The 18,007-nt window shown below is 49.4% G+C and carries 16 protein-coding genes; 6 read left to right on the forward strand and 10 right to left on the reverse strand.

The genetic code is table 11. The features are described from left to right. The first annotated feature begins 175 nt into the window (after positions 1-175). The 4 genes from VI26_RS00320 to VI26_RS24150 all read left to right on the forward strand — a co-directional run bounded on the left by VI26_RS00320 (position 176) and on the right by VI26_RS24150 (position 6,275). Positions 176-2,851, forward strand: coding sequence for a type VI secretion system Vgr family protein (locus VI26_RS00320; RefSeq protein ID WP_082150791.1), 2,676 nt, complete (start codon positions 176-178; stop codon positions 2,849-2,851). Further along, positions 2,851-4,575 (forward strand): triacylglycerol lipase, encoded by a 1,725-nt coding sequence (locus VI26_RS23475; RefSeq protein ID WP_082150792.1) that lies wholly within the window; start codon positions 2,851-2,853, stop codon positions 4,573-4,575. The genes VI26_RS00320 and VI26_RS23475 overlap by 1 nt, the downstream gene beginning before the upstream one ends. A 12-nt stretch (positions 4,576-4,587) precedes the next feature. Next, positions 4,588-5,565 carry a T6SS immunity protein Tli4 family protein gene (locus tag VI26_RS24145; RefSeq protein ID WP_156183681.1) on the forward strand — a complete coding sequence of 326 codons (978 nt, stop codon included), beginning with the start codon at positions 4,588-4,590 and terminating at the stop codon, positions 5,563-5,565. A 137-nt stretch (positions 5,566-5,702) separates the two neighbouring features. Beyond that, positions 5,703-6,275, forward strand: coding sequence for a hypothetical protein (locus VI26_RS24150; RefSeq protein ID WP_156183682.1), 573 nt, complete (start codon positions 5,703-5,705; stop codon positions 6,273-6,275). A 130-nt stretch (positions 6,276-6,405) separates the two neighbouring features. On the opposite strand, the gene VI26_RS23480 is transcribed toward VI26_RS24150, so the two are convergent. The 8 genes from VI26_RS23480 to VI26_RS23485 form a co-directional block, all read right to left on the reverse strand. Further along, positions 6,406-7,719, reverse strand: coding sequence for a site-specific integrase (locus tag VI26_RS23480; protein WP_197081326.1), 1,314 nt, complete (start codon positions 7,717-7,719; stop codon positions 6,406-6,408). Beyond that, complete coding sequence (locus VI26_RS25275) at positions 7,716-8,006, reverse strand: DUF6538 domain-containing protein (RefSeq protein ID WP_369799170.1); 291 nt, start codon at positions 8,004-8,006, stop codon at positions 7,716-7,718. Before VI26_RS25275 ends, VI26_RS23480 begins: the two co-directional genes overlap by 4 nt. A gap of 263 nt (positions 8,007-8,269) precedes the next feature. Then, on the reverse strand, positions 8,270-8,827 hold the full coding sequence (locus tag VI26_RS00340; RefSeq protein WP_048407755.1) for a recombinase family protein: 558 nt from the start codon (positions 8,825-8,827) through the stop codon (positions 8,270-8,272). Positions 8,828-9,153: 326 nt separating this feature from the next. After that, on the reverse strand, positions 9,154-9,570 hold the full coding sequence (locus VI26_RS24155) for a hypothetical protein (RefSeq protein WP_156183683.1): 417 nt from the start codon (positions 9,568-9,570) through the stop codon (positions 9,154-9,156). A 225-nt stretch (positions 9,571-9,795) separates the two neighbouring features. Continuing rightward, positions 9,796-10,716, reverse strand: coding sequence for an antA/AntB antirepressor family protein (locus tag VI26_RS00345; RefSeq protein ID WP_048407756.1), 921 nt, complete (start codon positions 10,714-10,716; stop codon positions 9,796-9,798). Positions 10,717-11,220: 504 nt separating this feature from the next. Next, positions 11,221-11,598, reverse strand: a complete 378-nt coding sequence (locus VI26_RS24160; RefSeq protein WP_156183684.1) for a hypothetical protein — start codon at positions 11,596-11,598, stop codon at positions 11,221-11,223. A 30-nt stretch (positions 11,599-11,628) separates the two neighbouring features. Continuing rightward, positions 11,629-12,558 carry a replication initiation protein gene (locus VI26_RS00350; RefSeq protein ID WP_048407757.1) on the reverse strand — a complete coding sequence of 310 codons (930 nt, stop codon included), beginning with the start codon at positions 12,556-12,558 and terminating at the stop codon, positions 11,629-11,631. A 706-nt stretch (positions 12,559-13,264) separates the two neighbouring features. Beyond that, complete coding sequence (locus VI26_RS23485; RefSeq protein ID WP_082150795.1) at positions 13,265-14,539, reverse strand: DNA cytosine methyltransferase; 1,275 nt, start codon at positions 14,537-14,539, stop codon at positions 13,265-13,267. Positions 14,540-14,648: 109 nt separating this feature from the next. Here VI26_RS23485 and VI26_RS23490 point away from each other — a divergent pair, with 109 nt between their 5' ends. Beyond that, on the forward strand, positions 14,649-14,885 hold the full coding sequence (locus tag VI26_RS23490; RefSeq protein ID WP_082150796.1) for a helix-turn-helix domain-containing protein: 237 nt from the start codon (positions 14,649-14,651) through the stop codon (positions 14,883-14,885). A 71-nt stretch (positions 14,886-14,956) separates the two neighbouring features. Then, positions 14,957-15,892, forward strand: a complete 936-nt coding sequence (locus VI26_RS23495; protein WP_231460983.1) for a Cfr10I/Bse634I family restriction endonuclease — start codon at positions 14,957-14,959, stop codon at positions 15,890-15,892. A gap of 863 nt (positions 15,893-16,755) precedes the next feature. Here VI26_RS23495 and VI26_RS00370 read toward each other — a convergent pair. Further along, on the reverse strand, positions 16,756-17,508 hold the full coding sequence (locus tag VI26_RS00370; RefSeq protein ID WP_048407761.1) for a PAS domain-containing protein: 753 nt from the start codon (positions 17,506-17,508) through the stop codon (positions 16,756-16,758). Beyond that, positions 17,468-18,001, reverse strand: a complete 534-nt coding sequence (locus VI26_RS23500) for a WbuC family cupin fold metalloprotein (RefSeq protein WP_082150798.1) — start codon at positions 17,999-18,001, stop codon at positions 17,468-17,470. The genes VI26_RS00370 and VI26_RS23500 overlap by 41 nt, the downstream gene beginning before the upstream one ends. Positions 18,002-18,007 lie beyond the last annotated feature (6 nt).

An 18,007-nucleotide genomic window follows, 5' to 3' on the forward strand; every position in this document is an offset into this window, starting at 1 on the left:
TCAAGGCTGAGAATGCGCTACTCCTGTTCTTTAGGATGGGTCCTTGCCAAACCTTGACCTAGGTCGCTTGTTCCGTCACTGCTCACCCAAATAGAATGTTATCGCTCTCCATTGCGAACCAACACCACAAGGCCACTTTGCGTAAGTGGTTTTTCTTTGCGGACATTCTATTTCTATGGATATCAGTCAGCTGCTTGCCAGTTTTTCCAGCGCCTTCACGCAAAACAATCGTCTGCTCACGCTGTCCCTCGGGGATGGCAGCATCGCGGCTGAAACCCTGTTACCTCAGACTCTGGAAGGCGAGGAAGGCGTTTCCGAGAGCTATCGCTATCAATTGACCTGCCTGTCTCCCAATGGCTCCATCGAACTGAAGTCTCTGCTAGGCGTGGCCGCGAAGATAGGCATTGCCGCAGCCTCCGGGGAAGAGCTGGTGCGCTGCGGGGTGGTGTCGGAGGTGAAGCAGCTGGGGGCGGATGGCGGTTTTGCTCAGTACTGTTTGACGGTGGAAGCTCCTTTTTCGCTGCTGCGCTATCGGCGGACTTCACGCGTGTTCCAGGACTTGACCGTGCCGGACATCATTAAGCAGATTCTGGCGGAGCATCAGGCGAATAATGCTCAGTTCGCACGGGTTCAGACTTTGGACATCCAAGTGGGTCCGGCTTCGCCGCGCAGCTACTGCCTACAGTACCGCGAGAGCGACTATGACTTTATCGTGCGCTTGATGCATGAAGAGGGTTACGGCTGGCGGTTTGCCCATTCTGAGAAAGACAAGCTCCCGCAAGTACAGCTGATCCTGTTTGATGATCCGTTTGGATTACCCGCCGCCAGCATGGAGCGCCTGCGCTTTCACCGTAGCGATGCGACGGAAGAAGAAGATGGCTTAACCGCGTGGGAGTCTTCCCGGCAAATCGTATCCGGCAATGTCGCTCTGGCGAGCTTCGACTACCAGCCTGTCACCAGCAATATGACGGGCGATGAAAGCCAAATCAATCAGGGGCAGAGCGGCAAGGCCTTACAGTCCACCTTGCAGGATTACGCACCGCAGACGCTTTACTATGCGAGCGATGCGGAGCAATTTGGGCATTACGCGCAGCTGCGGCAGCAGGCGCATGATTTACAGGCCAAACAGTTCAGTGGCGGTGGCGCGGTCAGAGGGCTGCTGCCTGGCGAATGGTTCCGTCTGGACAATCATCCCAACCATGACGGGGACAGCAGCGAGCAACGTGAATTCGTGGTGACCAAACAGAACTTCATCGCTCACAACAACCTTCCCCAAGGACTGAAGCGGCTGCTTCAAACCGCCACGGGCAAAGAACAGACTGAACCTGCGCCCTACCAAACCACCTTTACTGCTCAACGGCGCGGCATTCCGCTAACGCCGGCATACGCCTATACCCGGCACGCCAAGCCAACGAGTTTGGGCAGCCAGACCGCTACCGTGGTGGGACCGGCCGGCGAAGAGGTGCATACGGATCAGTTTGGACGCATCAAGGTGCAATTCCATTGGCAGCGCCCTGAAGAGCATCCCGGCATCGGCGCGGCGATGGATGATAAGTCTTCATGTTGGATTCGAGTGGTGATGCCTAGCGCCGGGGCGGCTTGGGGGCATCAGTTCATTCCCCGCATCGGTCAGGAAGTCTTGGTGGATTTTCTGGAGGGAGACATTGACCGCCCTGTCGTTGTTGGCGTGCTCTATAACGGCAGCCATGCCACACCGGACTTTAGCGGTGCAGGCGCTTTGCCTGCGAACAAGGCCCTCTCCGGCATCAAGTCGAAAGAGCATCAAGGCGGCGGCTACAGCGAACTGCTGTTTGATGATACGCCTGGAGAAGTCCGCGCCAAGCTTTCCAGTGAGCCGGGCAAGACCCAGTTGAACCAGGGCTTTTTGACGCATCCCCGCAAAGACGGAAAAGCGGAGCCACGCGGCAACGGCTTCGAGTTGCGAACGGATTTGTCAGGCGCGATCCGGGCCGCTCAAGGGGTTCTGGTCAGCGCCTATGGCCGTGAAGGCGCTGGCGGCAATCAACTGGACCGACAAGAGTTGATCGGCCAGTTGGAGATGGCGCTGTCCATTGCGAAGTCTCTCGCCAAGCAGGCGGAAGTGCATCATGCGGATGAGACCGACACCAAACCGCAAGAGCAACTGGCGCAAGACGTTAAACAATGGGAAGGTGGCAGCAATACCGCCAAGGAAGCCAAGAGTGGGCACAAAGCCATTCTGGCCCTCGGCGCACCGGAAGGCATTGCCCTGGCCAGCGAATCGAACATCTCGATGGCGACGGGCAGCACACACGACTTGATTGCCGCCAAGGACAGCAACCAGAGCATAGGCCAGCATCTGCGCATGCGCGTGGGACAGTCCCTGTCCATCTTCGTGATGCAGTTGGGCATGAAGCTCATCTCCGCCTCTGGCACGATTCGCATCCAAGCGCAGGATGACGACATTGAAATTATCGCCGCCAAGCGCTTACGTCTGGTGGGCTTGAAGGCTGTCAGCATTGAAGGGCCTCAGGTCAATATCACCGCGCAGAATGCCGGCGCGGAGTATGGGGGCGGGATCACCACGAAGACATCGGCCACGCATACCCAGCACGCCGCCAGCCACGCAATGACGGGACCGGCCAGTGTCAGCCCGCAAATGCTCAACCTGCCGCAAAGCGCCATTCAGACGAATGAACAGTTTGGCATAGCAGGCCGCTCCGGCAAGGCGCAATCCCAGATACAGCATGAAGTCCGCAATGGTCAGAACAAGCTGGAAAGCTCAGGCAGCACGGATGGCAGCGGCGCAACCTCTACGCTGACCGGCAAGGTCATTGATCAACTGAAAATGCATCTGAAACGGAACGGATAATGGCCGATGTATTAAGCACCGCAACCCGCCGCGTATCCTTGCAATTCGACAAGAAAGGCAACCCATATTTTGAATCCGTCAAAAGCCCGGACAGTTTCAAGCAGTGTGCTTTATGCGTAAAACCGCCGCATACCGTTATTCCGGTGATTTTTGTGCCGGGGATAATGGGAACGAATTTACGATTACGGGATAAGAAGCAAATAAAAGCATGGGCTCCGCCTAATGGGAAGCTAGGCGGTATAGGAGCGGCTCTTAACGGAGCTAATCAATCGCCTGCGGAGCGTCAAATTTTATTTGACCCTAATAGTACCGAAGTCAACCCGGATGGCCCTTGCCAAGTTCCGGATGATTTGCATTGGGTCAGCACCGAAGAGGCGAAGCGACGTGGCTGGGGCGCATTGCATGCCGACAGTTACCACTTCATTTTGCAGCGCTTGGAAGTCATACTCAATGACCAGTACAGCAGCCCGGGTCATCCTGAGGAGCGTGGTAATTTTCTGTTGCCGGAAATTGGTCTACTGGCCTATCTCAATGGCGGTAAGCAGACTGCTCCTCGCTCTGAGAAGGAACCGGACTATGCCAAGGCCGCAGCGGAGGCGGTAAAAGCTTGGAATTTGACCCCACAGGGACTGAGTCAAGACGAAGTACTGCGGTTGGATGATTATTACTATCCGGTATGGGCACATGGTTACAACTGGCTGCAAAGCAATGAAGAATCCGCGCAATCCCTGATCGAGAAGATTGATAAAATCATTGAGCATTACAAAAATACCAACTATTTCGATTGCGATGGCAAAGTTATTTTGGTCACCCATTCCATGGGTGGCTTGGTGGGACGTAGGGCAGCTCAGATGGCTCCTGACAAGATATTGGGGGTAGTGCATGGTGTGCAGCCGGTAGCAGGCGCGCCAGTGGTCTATCGCCGTTTCCGCGCCGGGACTGAGGTAGGCGGCTTTTTAGATATTGAAGGCGCCGCCGTGGCTGCCATCATTGGTTGGAATGCTGGGGACATTACGCCGACTCTGGCATGTTCGCCTGGACCGTTGGAGTTGTTGCCGACCAAGCACTACTCACCGGGCTGGCTGAAAGTTGTTAAGAAAGGCGGTAGCGATGTGATTTTTAGCTTGCCGCAGGCTGATCCCTATGAGGAAATTTACAGCAAGACCACGGATGAGTGCTGGTGGGGTATGCTTGATCCTGAGTTGATTGATCCCGCCAATAAGTTAACTACAGCCGATAACACACCGCTTGAGGCGCATCGAAATGCTTTAGATAAATCGAGAGACTTTCACAATGTTCTCGGTCTTTACGCCCATCCACAAACATACGGCTATTATGGCATTGACGAAAAGAAGTTCCGAACTTTTGGCCATATCCATTGGCAGGCTTCAGGACGTATTCCAGGGGACGATGTCATGCCATTAATCTATCAAAAGGATAGTCAGCGAACCATGACGGGGAAAAGTACCGTTCCACTTTATCAAGGTGAATATTCGCCAAAAGTTAAATTCAAACTAAGCAATGAGCGTGACCAGGGAGGGGATGGCACGGTTCCTCTAGATTCTGGGAAAGTGCTAGCCCAGCTGCAACCGACACCCAAAGCAGTATTTAGCATGTCGGGGTTCGACCATCAAATGAGCTACAAAAACAAATATGCGATTCAAGCTACAGTCTATGGTATTGCCAAAATCGTTCAACAAGCCCCGCCGCCCAAGGCGTACTAAAGGACTGCCACGATGAATCGACTTGCTTTATTACTTACCCTATTGATGGCCAGTCCTGTTCTTTATGCTGCGGAGAATAAGATGTTTGACAAAATGAGAACTTACTGCTTTGGTCGTTACTTGGTTGATATTCCTTATGAAGCTGAACTGAAAGGCCAGGGTAATAATTACCAAGGGGCATCTATCAAGTCGGTGCGTGGAGGGGAGGGTCAATACAAGGGAGTGATTGAAAAAAGAATTGGTGAATTAAAGGATGGAAAGTCTGCCTCTGGGCTATTTAAATTTGAAAAAGAGATCGGCTCAATTGCATCTGGCAATTTGTTGCTAGGGTATAAGGTGGCATTTGGTAGCCCGATGTACAGCATTGACTCATTTAAGTTAGATAAGGGGTGGATTTTTACCACCTCAAAGGCACCTTACAGCCCCGGAAAAATTAACTCAATATTGGAGAGGTTTGATGGCTATCTGAAAAATGTGCGCTATCGCTCGGATCGTGAGGCCCCGAAAGAGGCAGGATTTTGCATTGAAAATGGCTTTGTAGCCAATGCTGGAAAATCGCCACAGTTTGAAATGGCTTCAATCACTTTTGCCTTGAAGAATAATCCGGATGTTTGGTTCAGTATAGACAGCTTCACACTGTCAAAGCCAGAGCCATCCTTGCTGGAAAGACAAAAGGCCGCGAAATTGGATGAGAGATTTCCTGGCAAGATAAAGGTGATCAGGAAGGGAGCCAGAACGGTAAACGGAATGCAAGGCGAGGAATCTCTAAATGAGTTCCCCTCGGACAACGGCATGGGTGTTGCGCACAGTTTTATGTGGGAAGCTCAGGGCGGATTTGATGATCCTCTCAATCCAAAAGTCTCGATACAGCTTACCTCTGGTGAAGGCGTAGCCGGTGTTACGGGGGAGTCATCCTTAAATGCAACACAAATGCAACGCCTCTATGAAAGCGTGATTAAGTCCATCCGAGTTCGCCCGATAGCTCAATAAGTTTATGAGGCATAATAGGTGATGGCATCGATCAATCTGTGTCAATATGCATAACTCAAAATATACTATAGCCTTATGCTAGGCGGTAGTTAAATAAGTTCGTTTTCGATATTGTAATCGATAGGGTTTGTTTGTTTATGATTAATCTTTCGAAGATTGCTGTCTGCTTTGGAGTCTTTCCTGCTGTGTTAATAGTGGTAGGCTGCGCTGTTAATAGGCCGCTTGAACCTGAGGCGATCCGCGTCGCGATGAAAGCGACTTATCAGTGTCATTCATCGCCAATTGAGAAAGTGGGGCAAGGCGAGCAAGGTGTAAATAAAGGCTGCTATTTTGTGCTACATAGCCCGGAGACGGGGAGGGTGCTAAAAGATACTCCTTATCTACTTCAGGTCCATGATCCGAAGTCCAGCGGCGAAGCTCCTGCGATTTCATTACAGGGACGGACGGATGGCCAAGGAAGAAGTCAATTTGTATCACCCCCTTTTGATATTGATGTGAATGCAGTGCGCTTTGTAGAAGTTGTGGGTAGCGGGAACTATCGGGGCAACTTTACCTTGGTTTCAAGAAGCGGCAAGCCATCTAGCGGGGCTGGATACAAGTTGTTGGCATGCGGGAAAGAAGTATATAAATCCCGTGCAGACTATCACGGTGAAACAGTGGTTTATCAAACGCAAGATCGCTGTGATTTTTCAATGCAACTTACAAGGTGAGCACGGAGCAGCTTTGCTCTAGGTTCAAGTAAATTCCTTTAAAAGATAGGCGCTGATGTTACCTAACGAGGTGTAACTTCAGCGCCTGTCTTTGGTTTTTGTGCTATTGAACAGAGAAACACAATCGTGCTCAGTATGATCTTTGCCAAGAGATATGTGATAGTCCTATGTTTTTGAAATTTAATTGGCCGATTGCAACAAATAGTGGACTCAATGGGTAGGTTCCAGACCCATAGCTCCTAGATGTTGATGAGTTAGTGTGGCCGGTGAGGGCATCGTGTGTTTCTTCATCTACCTCAGCTTCTCTGCATATGTCCTTGAAGCTATGCCGGAATGAGTGAAACACCATGCGCTTGTCTGTAATTCCTAATTGCTTTCTACACCACTTTCCCCACCACTGTGACCATAGGGATGAACGCTTTCCATATTTGTCGGGCGTTAATTCTGGGAATAGGTATCCAGTGGGAGACAGTGTCTCTAGGTAATTGCCAAATCCCATTCGTTCCAGTTCCGAATGAAGAGGAACTCGACGCCTTGACTCGTTGGTTTTCACTGAACCTTCATCATCTCTGTCCGTGATATGAATATGCCGCCCTTGGCTATCCTTCACAATGTCTGATACTTTGAGTTGAGCCAGTTCTTCTAGCCTTGCTCCCGTAAATAGGCCCAACAGCGGCAGCCAGAAAGCTGTTTCTCCCTTACCAGCTACAGGCCGTGCATTTTCGGTGGCGTAGATCGGGCTGTTGAAGATAGCTTGGAGTGCCTTAAGGTCATAGGAGGTCCGTGACTCTTTTTGAACTTTTCCGACTACGACGCGGACGGAGGCGATGGGGTTTTGTTCGATGTAATCGTTTTGTGCAGCCCAATTCAGCAGCGTTTTCAAGAACGCCAGGTGCTTGGAATTGATCGTTTTGGCGGAGAGGCCTTTCTGCAAGAGGGCTTCCTTGTACTTGAGGCCATGTGCTTTAAGTATCTGCTTGACTGGTAGGGGGCCGATGCAATCATGAAAGCGGTTAACTACTTGAAGCATGTCGTCAAATGATTTGCTTTTCAGCTTCCGCTCGGTTTGGTATTTGTTGAGAATATCTACTAGAGTCGGCGCTCCCTTGCTGGCTATGGCCGCCCTAGCCTGTAAAGGGGCCAAAGAGGGCATGGGCACATCGTCGACTACTTCGCCCTCGTGGCGGGCTTTCAAGGCATCTACGGTGCGTTTGTATGCCTTGGATGCGGCTGAGACGAGCCTCTTGTAGTCGACAGAGCTTGTATCCAGCTCGATGCCTTCAAAGCGGAGGCTGTCTTCAAGGGCATTTCCAACTGACCAAGTGTCTCCTCGAGCGATGGCCGCACGTGCATCTTGATCCAGCCGGGAGAGATCGTCTCCTAGTTGTTCATATTTCGCGTTGTCCAGGCCCTGTGATCGTAACTCGCTATCGAACGTCATCATGCGAGATTGGTGCATATGAACGATGGGCTTATGTCATCGTCCGAGAGGGAGACGACTACAGCGGCCTTGTCCTTGGCGCGGAGTTCGGCAAACTGATCGTCCCACTCCACGCGTATTCTTGCGGCAAGGCGGTTCGCCTCTCTGAGGTCTCGTGTTTGCAGTGAGCGCCACACGTCTTTTTTGCCATTGAAATGGGGGCGTAAATCAGTAGGGATCGTGATGCGGAAGTAGTAGACTGAAGAGCCTGTGCGGCGGAGTACATTGGTATGCTTAAGCATGTCTGGCATGTGGCCAAGTGTAGCACACAACTGTAGCAGTTGGCCTGAAATGGCCTTTGAAATCAGTAAGTTATTGAGGCTTAACAGATTTAATGGTGCGAAAGGAGAGACTCGAACTCGTCCTGTTCGACATTAATTGTAAGTTAAATCAATGGCTTATCGATTGCGGTTCTGCTGCGGTTGTAGCTCACTGGCGAGCAGTTGAACACCTGTGAAGTCTACCATGTACTCGTGATGGTTTTACAGATAGTTAGTCTGATTTAGGGGTGAGCTTATGCCGCGCACGCTCGTTTCACGCTGGCAGGGGAGATATCGAAGTGTTCGGCGGTTGCTTTGATGCTGGCTTGATGCTCGGCCCGCCATGCTTTTACTGCTGCATCATCAATTGTCTTTACCCGGCCTAGTGCTTTGCCTTCAGCCTTGGCGCGCTCTATGCCTGCCATCTGCCTAGCCTTGATGTTTCCCCGTTCAAGTTCCGCGACTGCTGCCAGCATGGTCAACATGGCCTTGCCAATTGGCGTTGACAGGTCGAAGCCTTCCCGCATGGATACCACAGACACGCCTTTACCTTGTAAAGCCTCGACAGTGGACAGGATATCAATCGTATCGCGCCCTAAGCGGTCTATGGCAGCTACCACAAGCGTATCACCCTCCCGTACATAGTCGAAGCATGCCTTGAACTCGAGCCGCTGCATGGCCTTTACCGCGCCAGAGACACCATCATCCGAATAGAAGCGCTCAACCTTGTAGCGGTCTTCAATGGCTTTGCGCTGGGCTGCCGTGTCCTGCTCGTCTGTACTGACGCGAAGGTAGGCGATGGTCTGGGTCATGATGATGTTTCCGTGTGGCTCATAAACTATGGCTCACATGATAACGATGGCTCAGAATTAAATCAACAGTTTTGATCCATAATCAGGCTTAGCCATGACCTGTGGCTCATAGGGTGTACTCAAAGAGCCATCCTCAAAGACGCCTTGCCGCCCCATGGAAGGCCGGGAATAGCATTTGGTATGCCTTTGGGTACAAAGGGGCTACCCACGAGTTTTCAAGAGCGCTTACAGGGGTTTTTTCGGTTTGTCGGCTCTTCTCTGCACCCCACGGGGGACACTCCGCGTCCTTCTTGTCTCAGATACCCATTTAAATTTTTGCGGTAATTTCAGGCTCGCATGGGAGGAAACCCATCCTTCGAAACACACTGCTCGAAGCAGCGCATCGCATAGCTATTTAAGGAAAGGCCCAAACATGTGGCAGATACTTCCATTCGTTCAACGAGATTACCAGGGAGACGAATCGTTAGTCGGCGCTCTGCCATGCCACCTTCAGGCATTTCACCAAAATATTGCTCAACGAGATGGTTTGCATGTTCTTCAAGCAACTCTTGAGCCTCGGTGTCAGCTATGGGGCCAAACTCAAGCACTTCTTCACCTCCATGGTCGAACTTGACCTTGAAGAACTCTCCAAAGCGAGTTTGATATAGTCCCCACCATGCCCCTGAGCCGTAGCACTCCTCTTCGGAGAATACTTCTATGGCTGTAGCAGTGTTGTAGGCTCTACCATCGATGATGCGTTTCATAAGTTTCTCCCGTCAGGTGACGTCACCTAATCTTAGGTCTAGTTCACATGACGTCATGTGTCAATGATGATTTACAACGTCTAGCCCTTGAGGTGGTTTCCCTGCGCATCAACGACAGTGACAACACCTGCCAGCGGTGCCGCGCTAACCCAGCTTTGATGATGTGTCTTATCTCCAGCGTATCAAAGCGGGGCTAGCGTCAATGGGCTTGGCTAATCTCGTTCATCAATAGTCAAGGTCCAAAGCCAACGAGTGCCGGGGACGGGGAGTATCAGAATAGGGATAGGCAGATTGACACCAATCCTCAATGGCCCATTCAATTTGTTGTTCATCAAGATATTCCGCCATGCAGATGGTCATGCCGAAGCTGGCCTCCAAGACGCGTTCAATCTCCTTAATCGGCATACCCGCCTTACAGAGCGCCAAAGCGACATTGTAGGCCTTCGCGTAGACGTCAAGGTGTTCAACGCGCAGAACATCCCGGACACCTTTTCCTGCGTAGGTTCTCCATCGACTGGCTCGAATGCCCGTCAATGCCTTGGCCACCAACGATTTGATGGCGCGTTCATCTATGAGGGCTAGCTGCTTCACTTGGTAAGAAGACAGTTTCTGTCCGATGGCCTTTGCGCTTTCATGCACCTTTACTATGGTTGCCTTGCTTAGCTCGTTATCGGTCTTGACGATGGTGGCCGCGCGCAGATAGCCATGACGAGCCAGCTTGAGTACCAAGTCCTCCATGTCTAGGAAGTATTCTCGGATGGCTTCCCCTTCATCGGTATTGGCTTGCATGGCTAGGTGGGCGGCTACGTCACGAGAGAGCAGGTAGTCTTGCTGAGGCTTTGTTTTGCCGAGTGTGAGAATCGCGGAAATTTCCGCTTTTCTCCGAGAGCCTTCCGCTGCGAGTGGTTTGATGTAGTGAGCGGCCCAGTCGCGGAAACGCTTGTGAGGTTTACCAAGGCGCTCCCACAGCTTCCGGGCATCAATACACGGTTCTTTGCGGTTCTCCACGAATGGCAGGATGCGTCGTACGTTCATCATGCGGCTTGCTTGCTCTTCGGAGAACTCCAAAGTCAGCATCAGGGCCTTGGGGCAGTCGGTAACGGTGTGAATGAGACTGGAGCCGGTACGCTTATTGGATTGAGTCATTTGGTTTATTTCCTTTTAAGTTTGTCGCCTCAAGTGTCCCATCGCTTTCATGCCCTCACGCGCCTTAAACCAGTAGGCAGCATGAAGCGCACTCGAAGCGACAAGCTTGAATGGGCGTGAGTGGTGGTGTGGGTGTTTTAAAGGGCTGGGAAGCCCGTAAATGGCGTGCTATCGCGTATGGCTACGCTGACGGGATACTTCGAGGTACAAGGGGGTACCAAGGGTTAATGTTCTTAAAGAACCTGAAGGAATCATCTTGATACCACTTCATCCTTCTGTTTCAGTTTCTTGAAAGGTTCTTTAAGGGATGGTTTGAAGATAGGTTCAAAATGAATCATCAAACCAAGCTGGTACCCCTATTTAAGTCTGTGTCCCAGAGCCTTAAAGGTTCTGAAAAATAACCTTGAATCGGGCACTAATATGGTATCTGTCTCTTGACAAGAATGGTGACTTGCGAAGCAAAATTCAAGTTCCTTTATATAGGTTGCCATAACTCGTAAGTGCTTAACTAAATGGTGCTTTCGCATTCCAGAGAGAGCACGGTTCACCATGTTTCACCAGCGTATTCAGAATGGCCGTTGAAGCCACTCTAAGCGCCTGTGAGAGGTTGCGTGAGTGCCTGCTAGATTGTCCTGTGGCCGCTTGAACGGTGGCGGTGGAGACGATGGAAAGGGCCGATAACAGCGTGTAGAGCTTGGACTTGCTCAGTGGTCTGGTGTTGCCGCCATAGTCCAATCTGGATACTCCTTCCAATATATCATCAACGGCAGTGGTGATAACACGCGGTAAGCCGGAGTCATTCATGAAGTGATTCAGGGTTAAATACACTGTCAGATAGGTTTGCACGTCCTCATTGTTGAATTGAATGGTTGGTCTTGCCATATGATTTCTGGTGGTCTCCTTTTTAAAGTATTATTCAAGGTTTGGCTCTTTATAGTTCCAGTCATTTTTTGCTGAGCCCATTTTCGATGTTCTCGGCTTGATCTCAACATCTGTCACGGTAAAGCGAATCGAAGTGACTTTCTTCCCTGTCTTGATTGGCTCCATTGAAAGGGTTGCCCTGTAATGCTCCCGCTTGTCATTTAATAGTTGGATGGCCGGTGTTAGTACATTCCGTCTGAAATCTTTAAAGTTGGTTTGGTAAGAATGGCAGCTTTGCATTTTCTTGTGTAACTCCACTATCGAAATATCTTTTGTTCTGATCTCGTTCCTACTCCAAAAATCCGATCCTTGGACATCGCATATTTTTCGTAATGTCTCTGCGTACATGCCTACACTCTTTACGCCCTCTTTAAAAGAGAGCGGGGCCGGTTCTTTTATCTTAAAGTCATTTTTTATCTTTTTCAGAAGAGCGGATTTGTTTGCGTGCACGTTTTTGGATATCCATACGGAAACCGTTGCATCTCCTTTTGGCTTGCTCAGATTTTCCTTTGCTTCTTTCTTGAAGATGGTGCCTTGATTGAGTAGGGCAGAATCCAGTTGGATCGAATCCACCCAGCTAAACCAAAGTTCACAATAGCGTGCTGGCGTACCATCCCCATCTTGCTTTTGGGTCTTTCTGAGTTTGCCGGGCCGGTGTAGCGCGGCGATGCCTTCACGTATCTCGGCCATGGCGGTATCAAGGCTGATGTCATAGGTGGCGGCGTAGTCGCTCACCGTGATGTGAACAGGCGTTCCATGCTTCATATAGTCAAGCTGGTGCAGTCTGGCGCATATGCGTTCAAGTAGCCTGCGTCCAGGGATGCCCAACTTCTTGGCCACACGGTATAGCTCTGCCATCGTTGGCGTGATCTGTGCAATGTGGTCGTGGGGGTTGGGGCGGTTGCTGTCGTTTGTCATCATGGAGCTGTCCTTACCTCTGGCGTGGTGGTGGGTCGGAGTGCGGGGAGTTGGAAAGAAAAAGTTGAGCCTCCTTCTATGTGGGAGTGTAATAGCACGATTTCCCAGTTTTATCACCGAAAATAAAGGATAAAATATAGGAATTAGATTTTCAAAAAGTGGCTGTTTTACCCTGTTTAGAAGATGTCGGATGGGGCTCATGGCATACAGGGCCGGGGAGGCTGGAGAACGGTGCGGCTTGCCTGCTAGTGCCGCAAAGGTTGTGTTGACGGATGGTCATCCGCAGCCCTGCAGCGGCCTGCCGCTAGGGAAAGAACAGTCTGCGGGTGAAGAACACGGCTGGCTTCGGCTGCTTTCAGGTACACGGCCTTGCCCGTAATCACCTGATATAGGGATGCTGAGTTTCTATCTTTCATAAATTTGCATGATGCCAAATAGACGATTGAAACGTGGTGGCAGGGCTATAATCATGTCTGTATCCCATGGTTCATTGAGTTCTCTAATCTCCTGTCGAATTTCATGGGAAATATTTGGCAAAATTAAGTTGGGTTGCTATCAAATTGGTAGTGCGCCAATAGTGGAAAGTCCGGTGGGCGAGCTGTAGGGGAAGGGGCGAGCGGGGAAGTGCCGAGGTGGATAGAGGTCAAGAAGATGGGGCCATCTATTTTCTTGATGGCCCCGCGCTTGCTTATATGTTGAAGGCTTATTCTTAATCAACTTCCGCTTTAAGCAATGTCGATTGACTTCCAATCGGTGCAATTTCTTCAATTGCGGATTCAGATTGATCAAGGGTGTTTAAAACGCGCTGAGCAAGTTTCCCGAGAGCAAAGCCAAGTAGCGGGGGGACTGCATTACCAATCTGTTTGAGTTGCTGCCACTCGCTGCCAACGAAAACGAAACCATCGTGGAACGATTGAAGGCGAGCGGCTTCACGTACTGTGATCCAGCGATTCAAATGGGGATGAATCCATTCACTTAAATCACGATGCATTTGAGCCAAGATTGTATGAGATGGAAGGTCGGGGTGAAGTCGCCGCCATTTCTCAGGACGCTTGTTATCCCAGATTTCCTTCGGAAGGCTATTAGCTTTCATGCCAGGCTCAAGTAGAGAGATCAAATGAGCACGCTTCTCTTGAATTTCTTTGGTATGGTGATTATGAAGCAATGCTTTAGATCGCCCTATTCCTCGCTGTTTCTTCATTGTCTTGGTGTAGCGGTTCCCATCAGAATCGAGTCGCATGTCTTTAAGAAAGTCATTTGGCCTTGATACTTTGGGGTACGACATAACTTCGCCACTGTGCACAACCTCGCTGGGGAGGTCGAAAAGAGCTTCGTGTACTGTAACGGGGCGGTTTACTTTCAATTGTTCAAGTACGCCTTCAGCGAAGGTGGTGAGGTCGTACGGAAAGTTATCTTCATCTCGAGTGCCAATGAAAATTACACGTTGACGAGTTTGTGGCACACCAAAGTCAGAAGCAAGTAAGCGAAGCATTATGGTATTGCTGTAACCAATGGATGCAAATTCTTTGAGAATTAGATTCTTGAAATGCCCCTTGTTCATCATCGCCAAATTGGGGACGTTTTCCATTAGGAAAACTCGAGGTTTTAACGTCTTCACAATTCGAGTGTACTGTTTGTAAAGTTCGTTACGCTCATCATCAAGGCGGCGTGTACCAATCTGACTGAATCCTTGGCAAGGAGGGCCGCCAAAAACTAAGTCAATATTATTCAATCGGTATTTTTCGCGATGCCCACTTTTTTCGGTAAGGAAGTCGTGCACATCTTGGTCAAAAAGTGGAGTCTTTGGAAAGTTGTGCTTGTATGTCTGGCAGGCAAACTTGTCGAGTTCAACTGCTGTGCGTACTTCGAAGCCGGATGACTCTATTCCCTCGCAGAACCCTCCGCATCCGGAGAAAAGAGAGAGTGCAGTAGGTTGATGATTCATAAGCATTTTGACCGGCGGAATGACGTGACTTTTAGACATCTTCAAATTCTACGAAAGCCAAGGAGGCTAGTCAAATATAACTGTGGGAAGTACGAAATGTGACTGATAGTCCGTGGACTCATAGTCGACTCGAATTTAGCTTATTGGCATGAATTTAGCAGACTACTTTGGCCCTGCCGTACGACGGCATAGGGAGCTCCTCCGGTTAAGCCAAGAAGAGCTTGCTGAGCGTGCTGGTATCGATCGGACATACATCAGCGGCGTTGAGCGAGGTGTTCGAAACCCTTCCTTGGATGTCATGCAGAGGATCGCCCGCGGACTAGGTGTTGATCTCGACGTGCTTTTTGCTACGGCTCGAGAAATCGCAACCAGACAGGATTCTTGATGCCATTCGACTTTGACCATAGTGCAGTTTGCTTAACTTGCCCACATGGCAAGTGCTTTGAAGATCGTAGGATGAATCGGGTGAAAGGGCGTAATACACTTTTCCGCTTTCGTCAGCAAGCTGCCATGAACTGTACGTTTGATGCCTTCATGCCTGGCACCGATTCTGATCCTGACCCCACCCGTACGTATGAGACATATCTGAATACTTTCCGAAGCAATGCTGAAGAGGCAGGGAGACTCTTATTTGGTGCTGCTTTCAATGTGCAAAGTTCTGCAATCGCAAAGGTCGAGGGCGATGTTTTTGAGTTGCTTGAAGCAGGAGCTTTTTGGAATGCAGCAGCTGCATGGAATCGTTTTATGGACTCTGGCCAATGGTCATCTTCGGCATATGTATGTCCAGAGGGTGCTGTTGCCACGCCAACACGGAAGGTCGCAATCGTTAAGCTTCCTCGTGGATACGATGCAACTCGGCTTTTTAAGCCGGAAGTTCGCGGCAGCATTCAGGCATTCGATCATGCGCTGCACTTGCGCGGCATGGAGTTGGGATTATCTTCGCCGGACATTGTGGGTGTTAGGTTGCCGTATCCGTTACCAAATGCGATGAAGTGTTTTCTTGATGGGGTTGATAGCCTGAATGAGCAGAACCTAGTTTTTCTAGAAGGGGCACACCGGCTCCTCGAAGACATGATTGATGGTGCGGGTTTTCTCTTTGCCATTGCCGTGAAGAGAACAACTCGAAGTGATCGGCTCTATCAGCCCTTGTTTGAAGCCAATATCCTTAAGTATCTGATTGAGTTTGTCTTGAAAGGTGCCGCTTTTCGCTTTTATGCGCATTTGAACTCATTCGATGGGGCTGATGTTGAAGGGCATTACCGCGCGGCATCTCTGATCTCTTTGATTCGAGGAGGGACTCCGACTAAGGCTGTTGATTCCCTGTATTTGGCACTACGCCCGCGAGATTCCGCACAATCGATACTGAATGATCTTCCACTTTTTCCTGTGTGATTTTGGGTTAAATTACTCCTCTTTCCTAGTGAATTGCCTCTCACTTTTTTAGAGACCTAGTCAGCCGTATTCTAAGCTCGATAAAGATGTGCCATAAGCAGATAGAGGTTCCCTAAATAGTTCTAAAGTCGAAGCCGATAAACAGGACATTGAATGGGTTATCCCATTATCGAAGTTACAGTCTCCTGATATCTCTACTCACAGGCTGTATCAATGGCTGAAGTGCTACGATCCCAAATATACCCTGTCGATGGAGTTTTCCGCCCAGCAAACCGAAATCCACGATTTTAAAGCAGAGTTGACCGGATAAGCGAGGAGCGTGATATTCAAAAAAAGGCCGTCGCATGATTTGCCAAAGGGCTTGGGTGGGGTATGCCTATGTCTTGGCCCGCATGTGGCATGTTTGTGCCCAGAATGGGGAGCGGCCACGACAAGTCCGTAGCGGAGAGTTCTTTCTGGTGCTGAGGCATGGGTGCATCAAGCGAAAAACCTATCACGACTAGAAGACCGTCAAGAAATCTTCGAATACACCGAGATGTTCTAAAACCCGAAGCGTCGGCATGGTTCAGCAAATGGGCTATCGCCGGAATGGTTTGAGGCGCAGTATTTCCATCAAATTAAGATTGCCTGGAGAGGCTGGAGCGATTCAAATCAGCTAGGAGTGGTTTATCCGCTTCGTGTCTGGAAGATGGCGTCAACTCACTTTCCCTCAAGCTCCACTCTCAATAGTTGTTCTCATTGTTTTAGTTGACAAGTTTCTAAGCACCATCTGAGTAAGCCCCCAATTTGTTCTTGCAAAAACATGTAAGTCTATGATTTTTAAAGAGATTTTGGTATTGAAAACGACTTATTTCAGATCGCTTCTAGCTAGGCATGCGTAGAGGGATGAGACTATATGCGGCTGCTCGCTCTAATAGCTGACTTGTCGTGTTTACGTCGAACTTTACATAAAGCCTATCGCTAATAGCTGTTTGCACCGCACGAATTGAAATGTCTTTGCCATGAATCGTTGATAATATTTTTGCGATCTCTTTTGGGGATTTGTAGATGGATAGATAGTAAATTATCTCCTGCTCTCTATTGCTTAGACTTATTTGTGTTCTGCTTGTTTTGTTTCCGCCATGATTTATGCCTAGGCGCTGGTTTAAGATGGATAGTTTAGTGTGCTGTGCATCATTCATGAACTTATCAACTAAGTTGGCAAGTTGTAAATGTAGTTTGTCAATGCTGCGCTCACGTTCTATCTCTTGCAGCCTTCTTTCAATTGTGACGTCTTTGCAAAAGCCGACCAATCCCACTATCTTGCCATCTCGCATAATTGGATGCTTAATAGTTTCAGACCAAATGGAGTCACCATTGCCAGAGGGTATTTGCTCGAGTCTAGTAACAGTTTGTCCCGTTTCTAAAACAAGCCTATCATCTTTTTCAAAGAGTTCCCAATTGTGTGCCCAAGGCAGGTCTATATCCCGTTTTTTGATAAGGATTCCAATGTCTTCGACTTCAACCATGTCAAGAAATTTCTGGTTGCAGCCCATGAAGAATCGTTCTGCATTCTTCCAGAAAGTTGGGACGGGACTATAGTTGATTATCTGATAATAATTGTCGCTCTTGTTCATACCATTTTCCAATATCCGCTTCTTTGAGCCAAGTGGTAAAGTTTTTTACCTCGTGATCACCTTCGTCAGGTGCCCAGTCGGCAAATGTACGATCTACCTCTGGCCGTCCGTAAGTAAAGCTACAGTTCCGTATTTCAAGGTATGCACAGTCGGATAAAGGGACATAGCTGTGATACAAATTTTGCGGTATCTCAATCACGCGGTGGCAGTACTGACTTATCTCAACCTTGTTCAGTATTTTGCCAGAATCATCAAAAATGATAACAAGCATTTCTCCAGATATCCAAGTTAACAGTTCCCATTGATTATCACTTTCATGCTTATGAGGCTTGATGTAAGAGTCTGATGCCATGCAGTTCACGAAGCGTTGAGGGATCTCATCGTAGCTGCTATGGATCAGGATTGGCGTACGTTTTCTAGGTGCGCTTTTGCTCTCTTCAATTACAGCTTCTATGCAGTCGTTGCTAATAAGCTTAGATGTAATTGGCTGCATTTGAAT

It is taken from the genome of Chromobacterium sp. LK1 (assembly GCF_001043555.1).
Lineage (GTDB): Bacteria > Pseudomonadota > Gammaproteobacteria > Burkholderiales > Chromobacteriaceae > Chromobacterium > Chromobacterium aquaticum.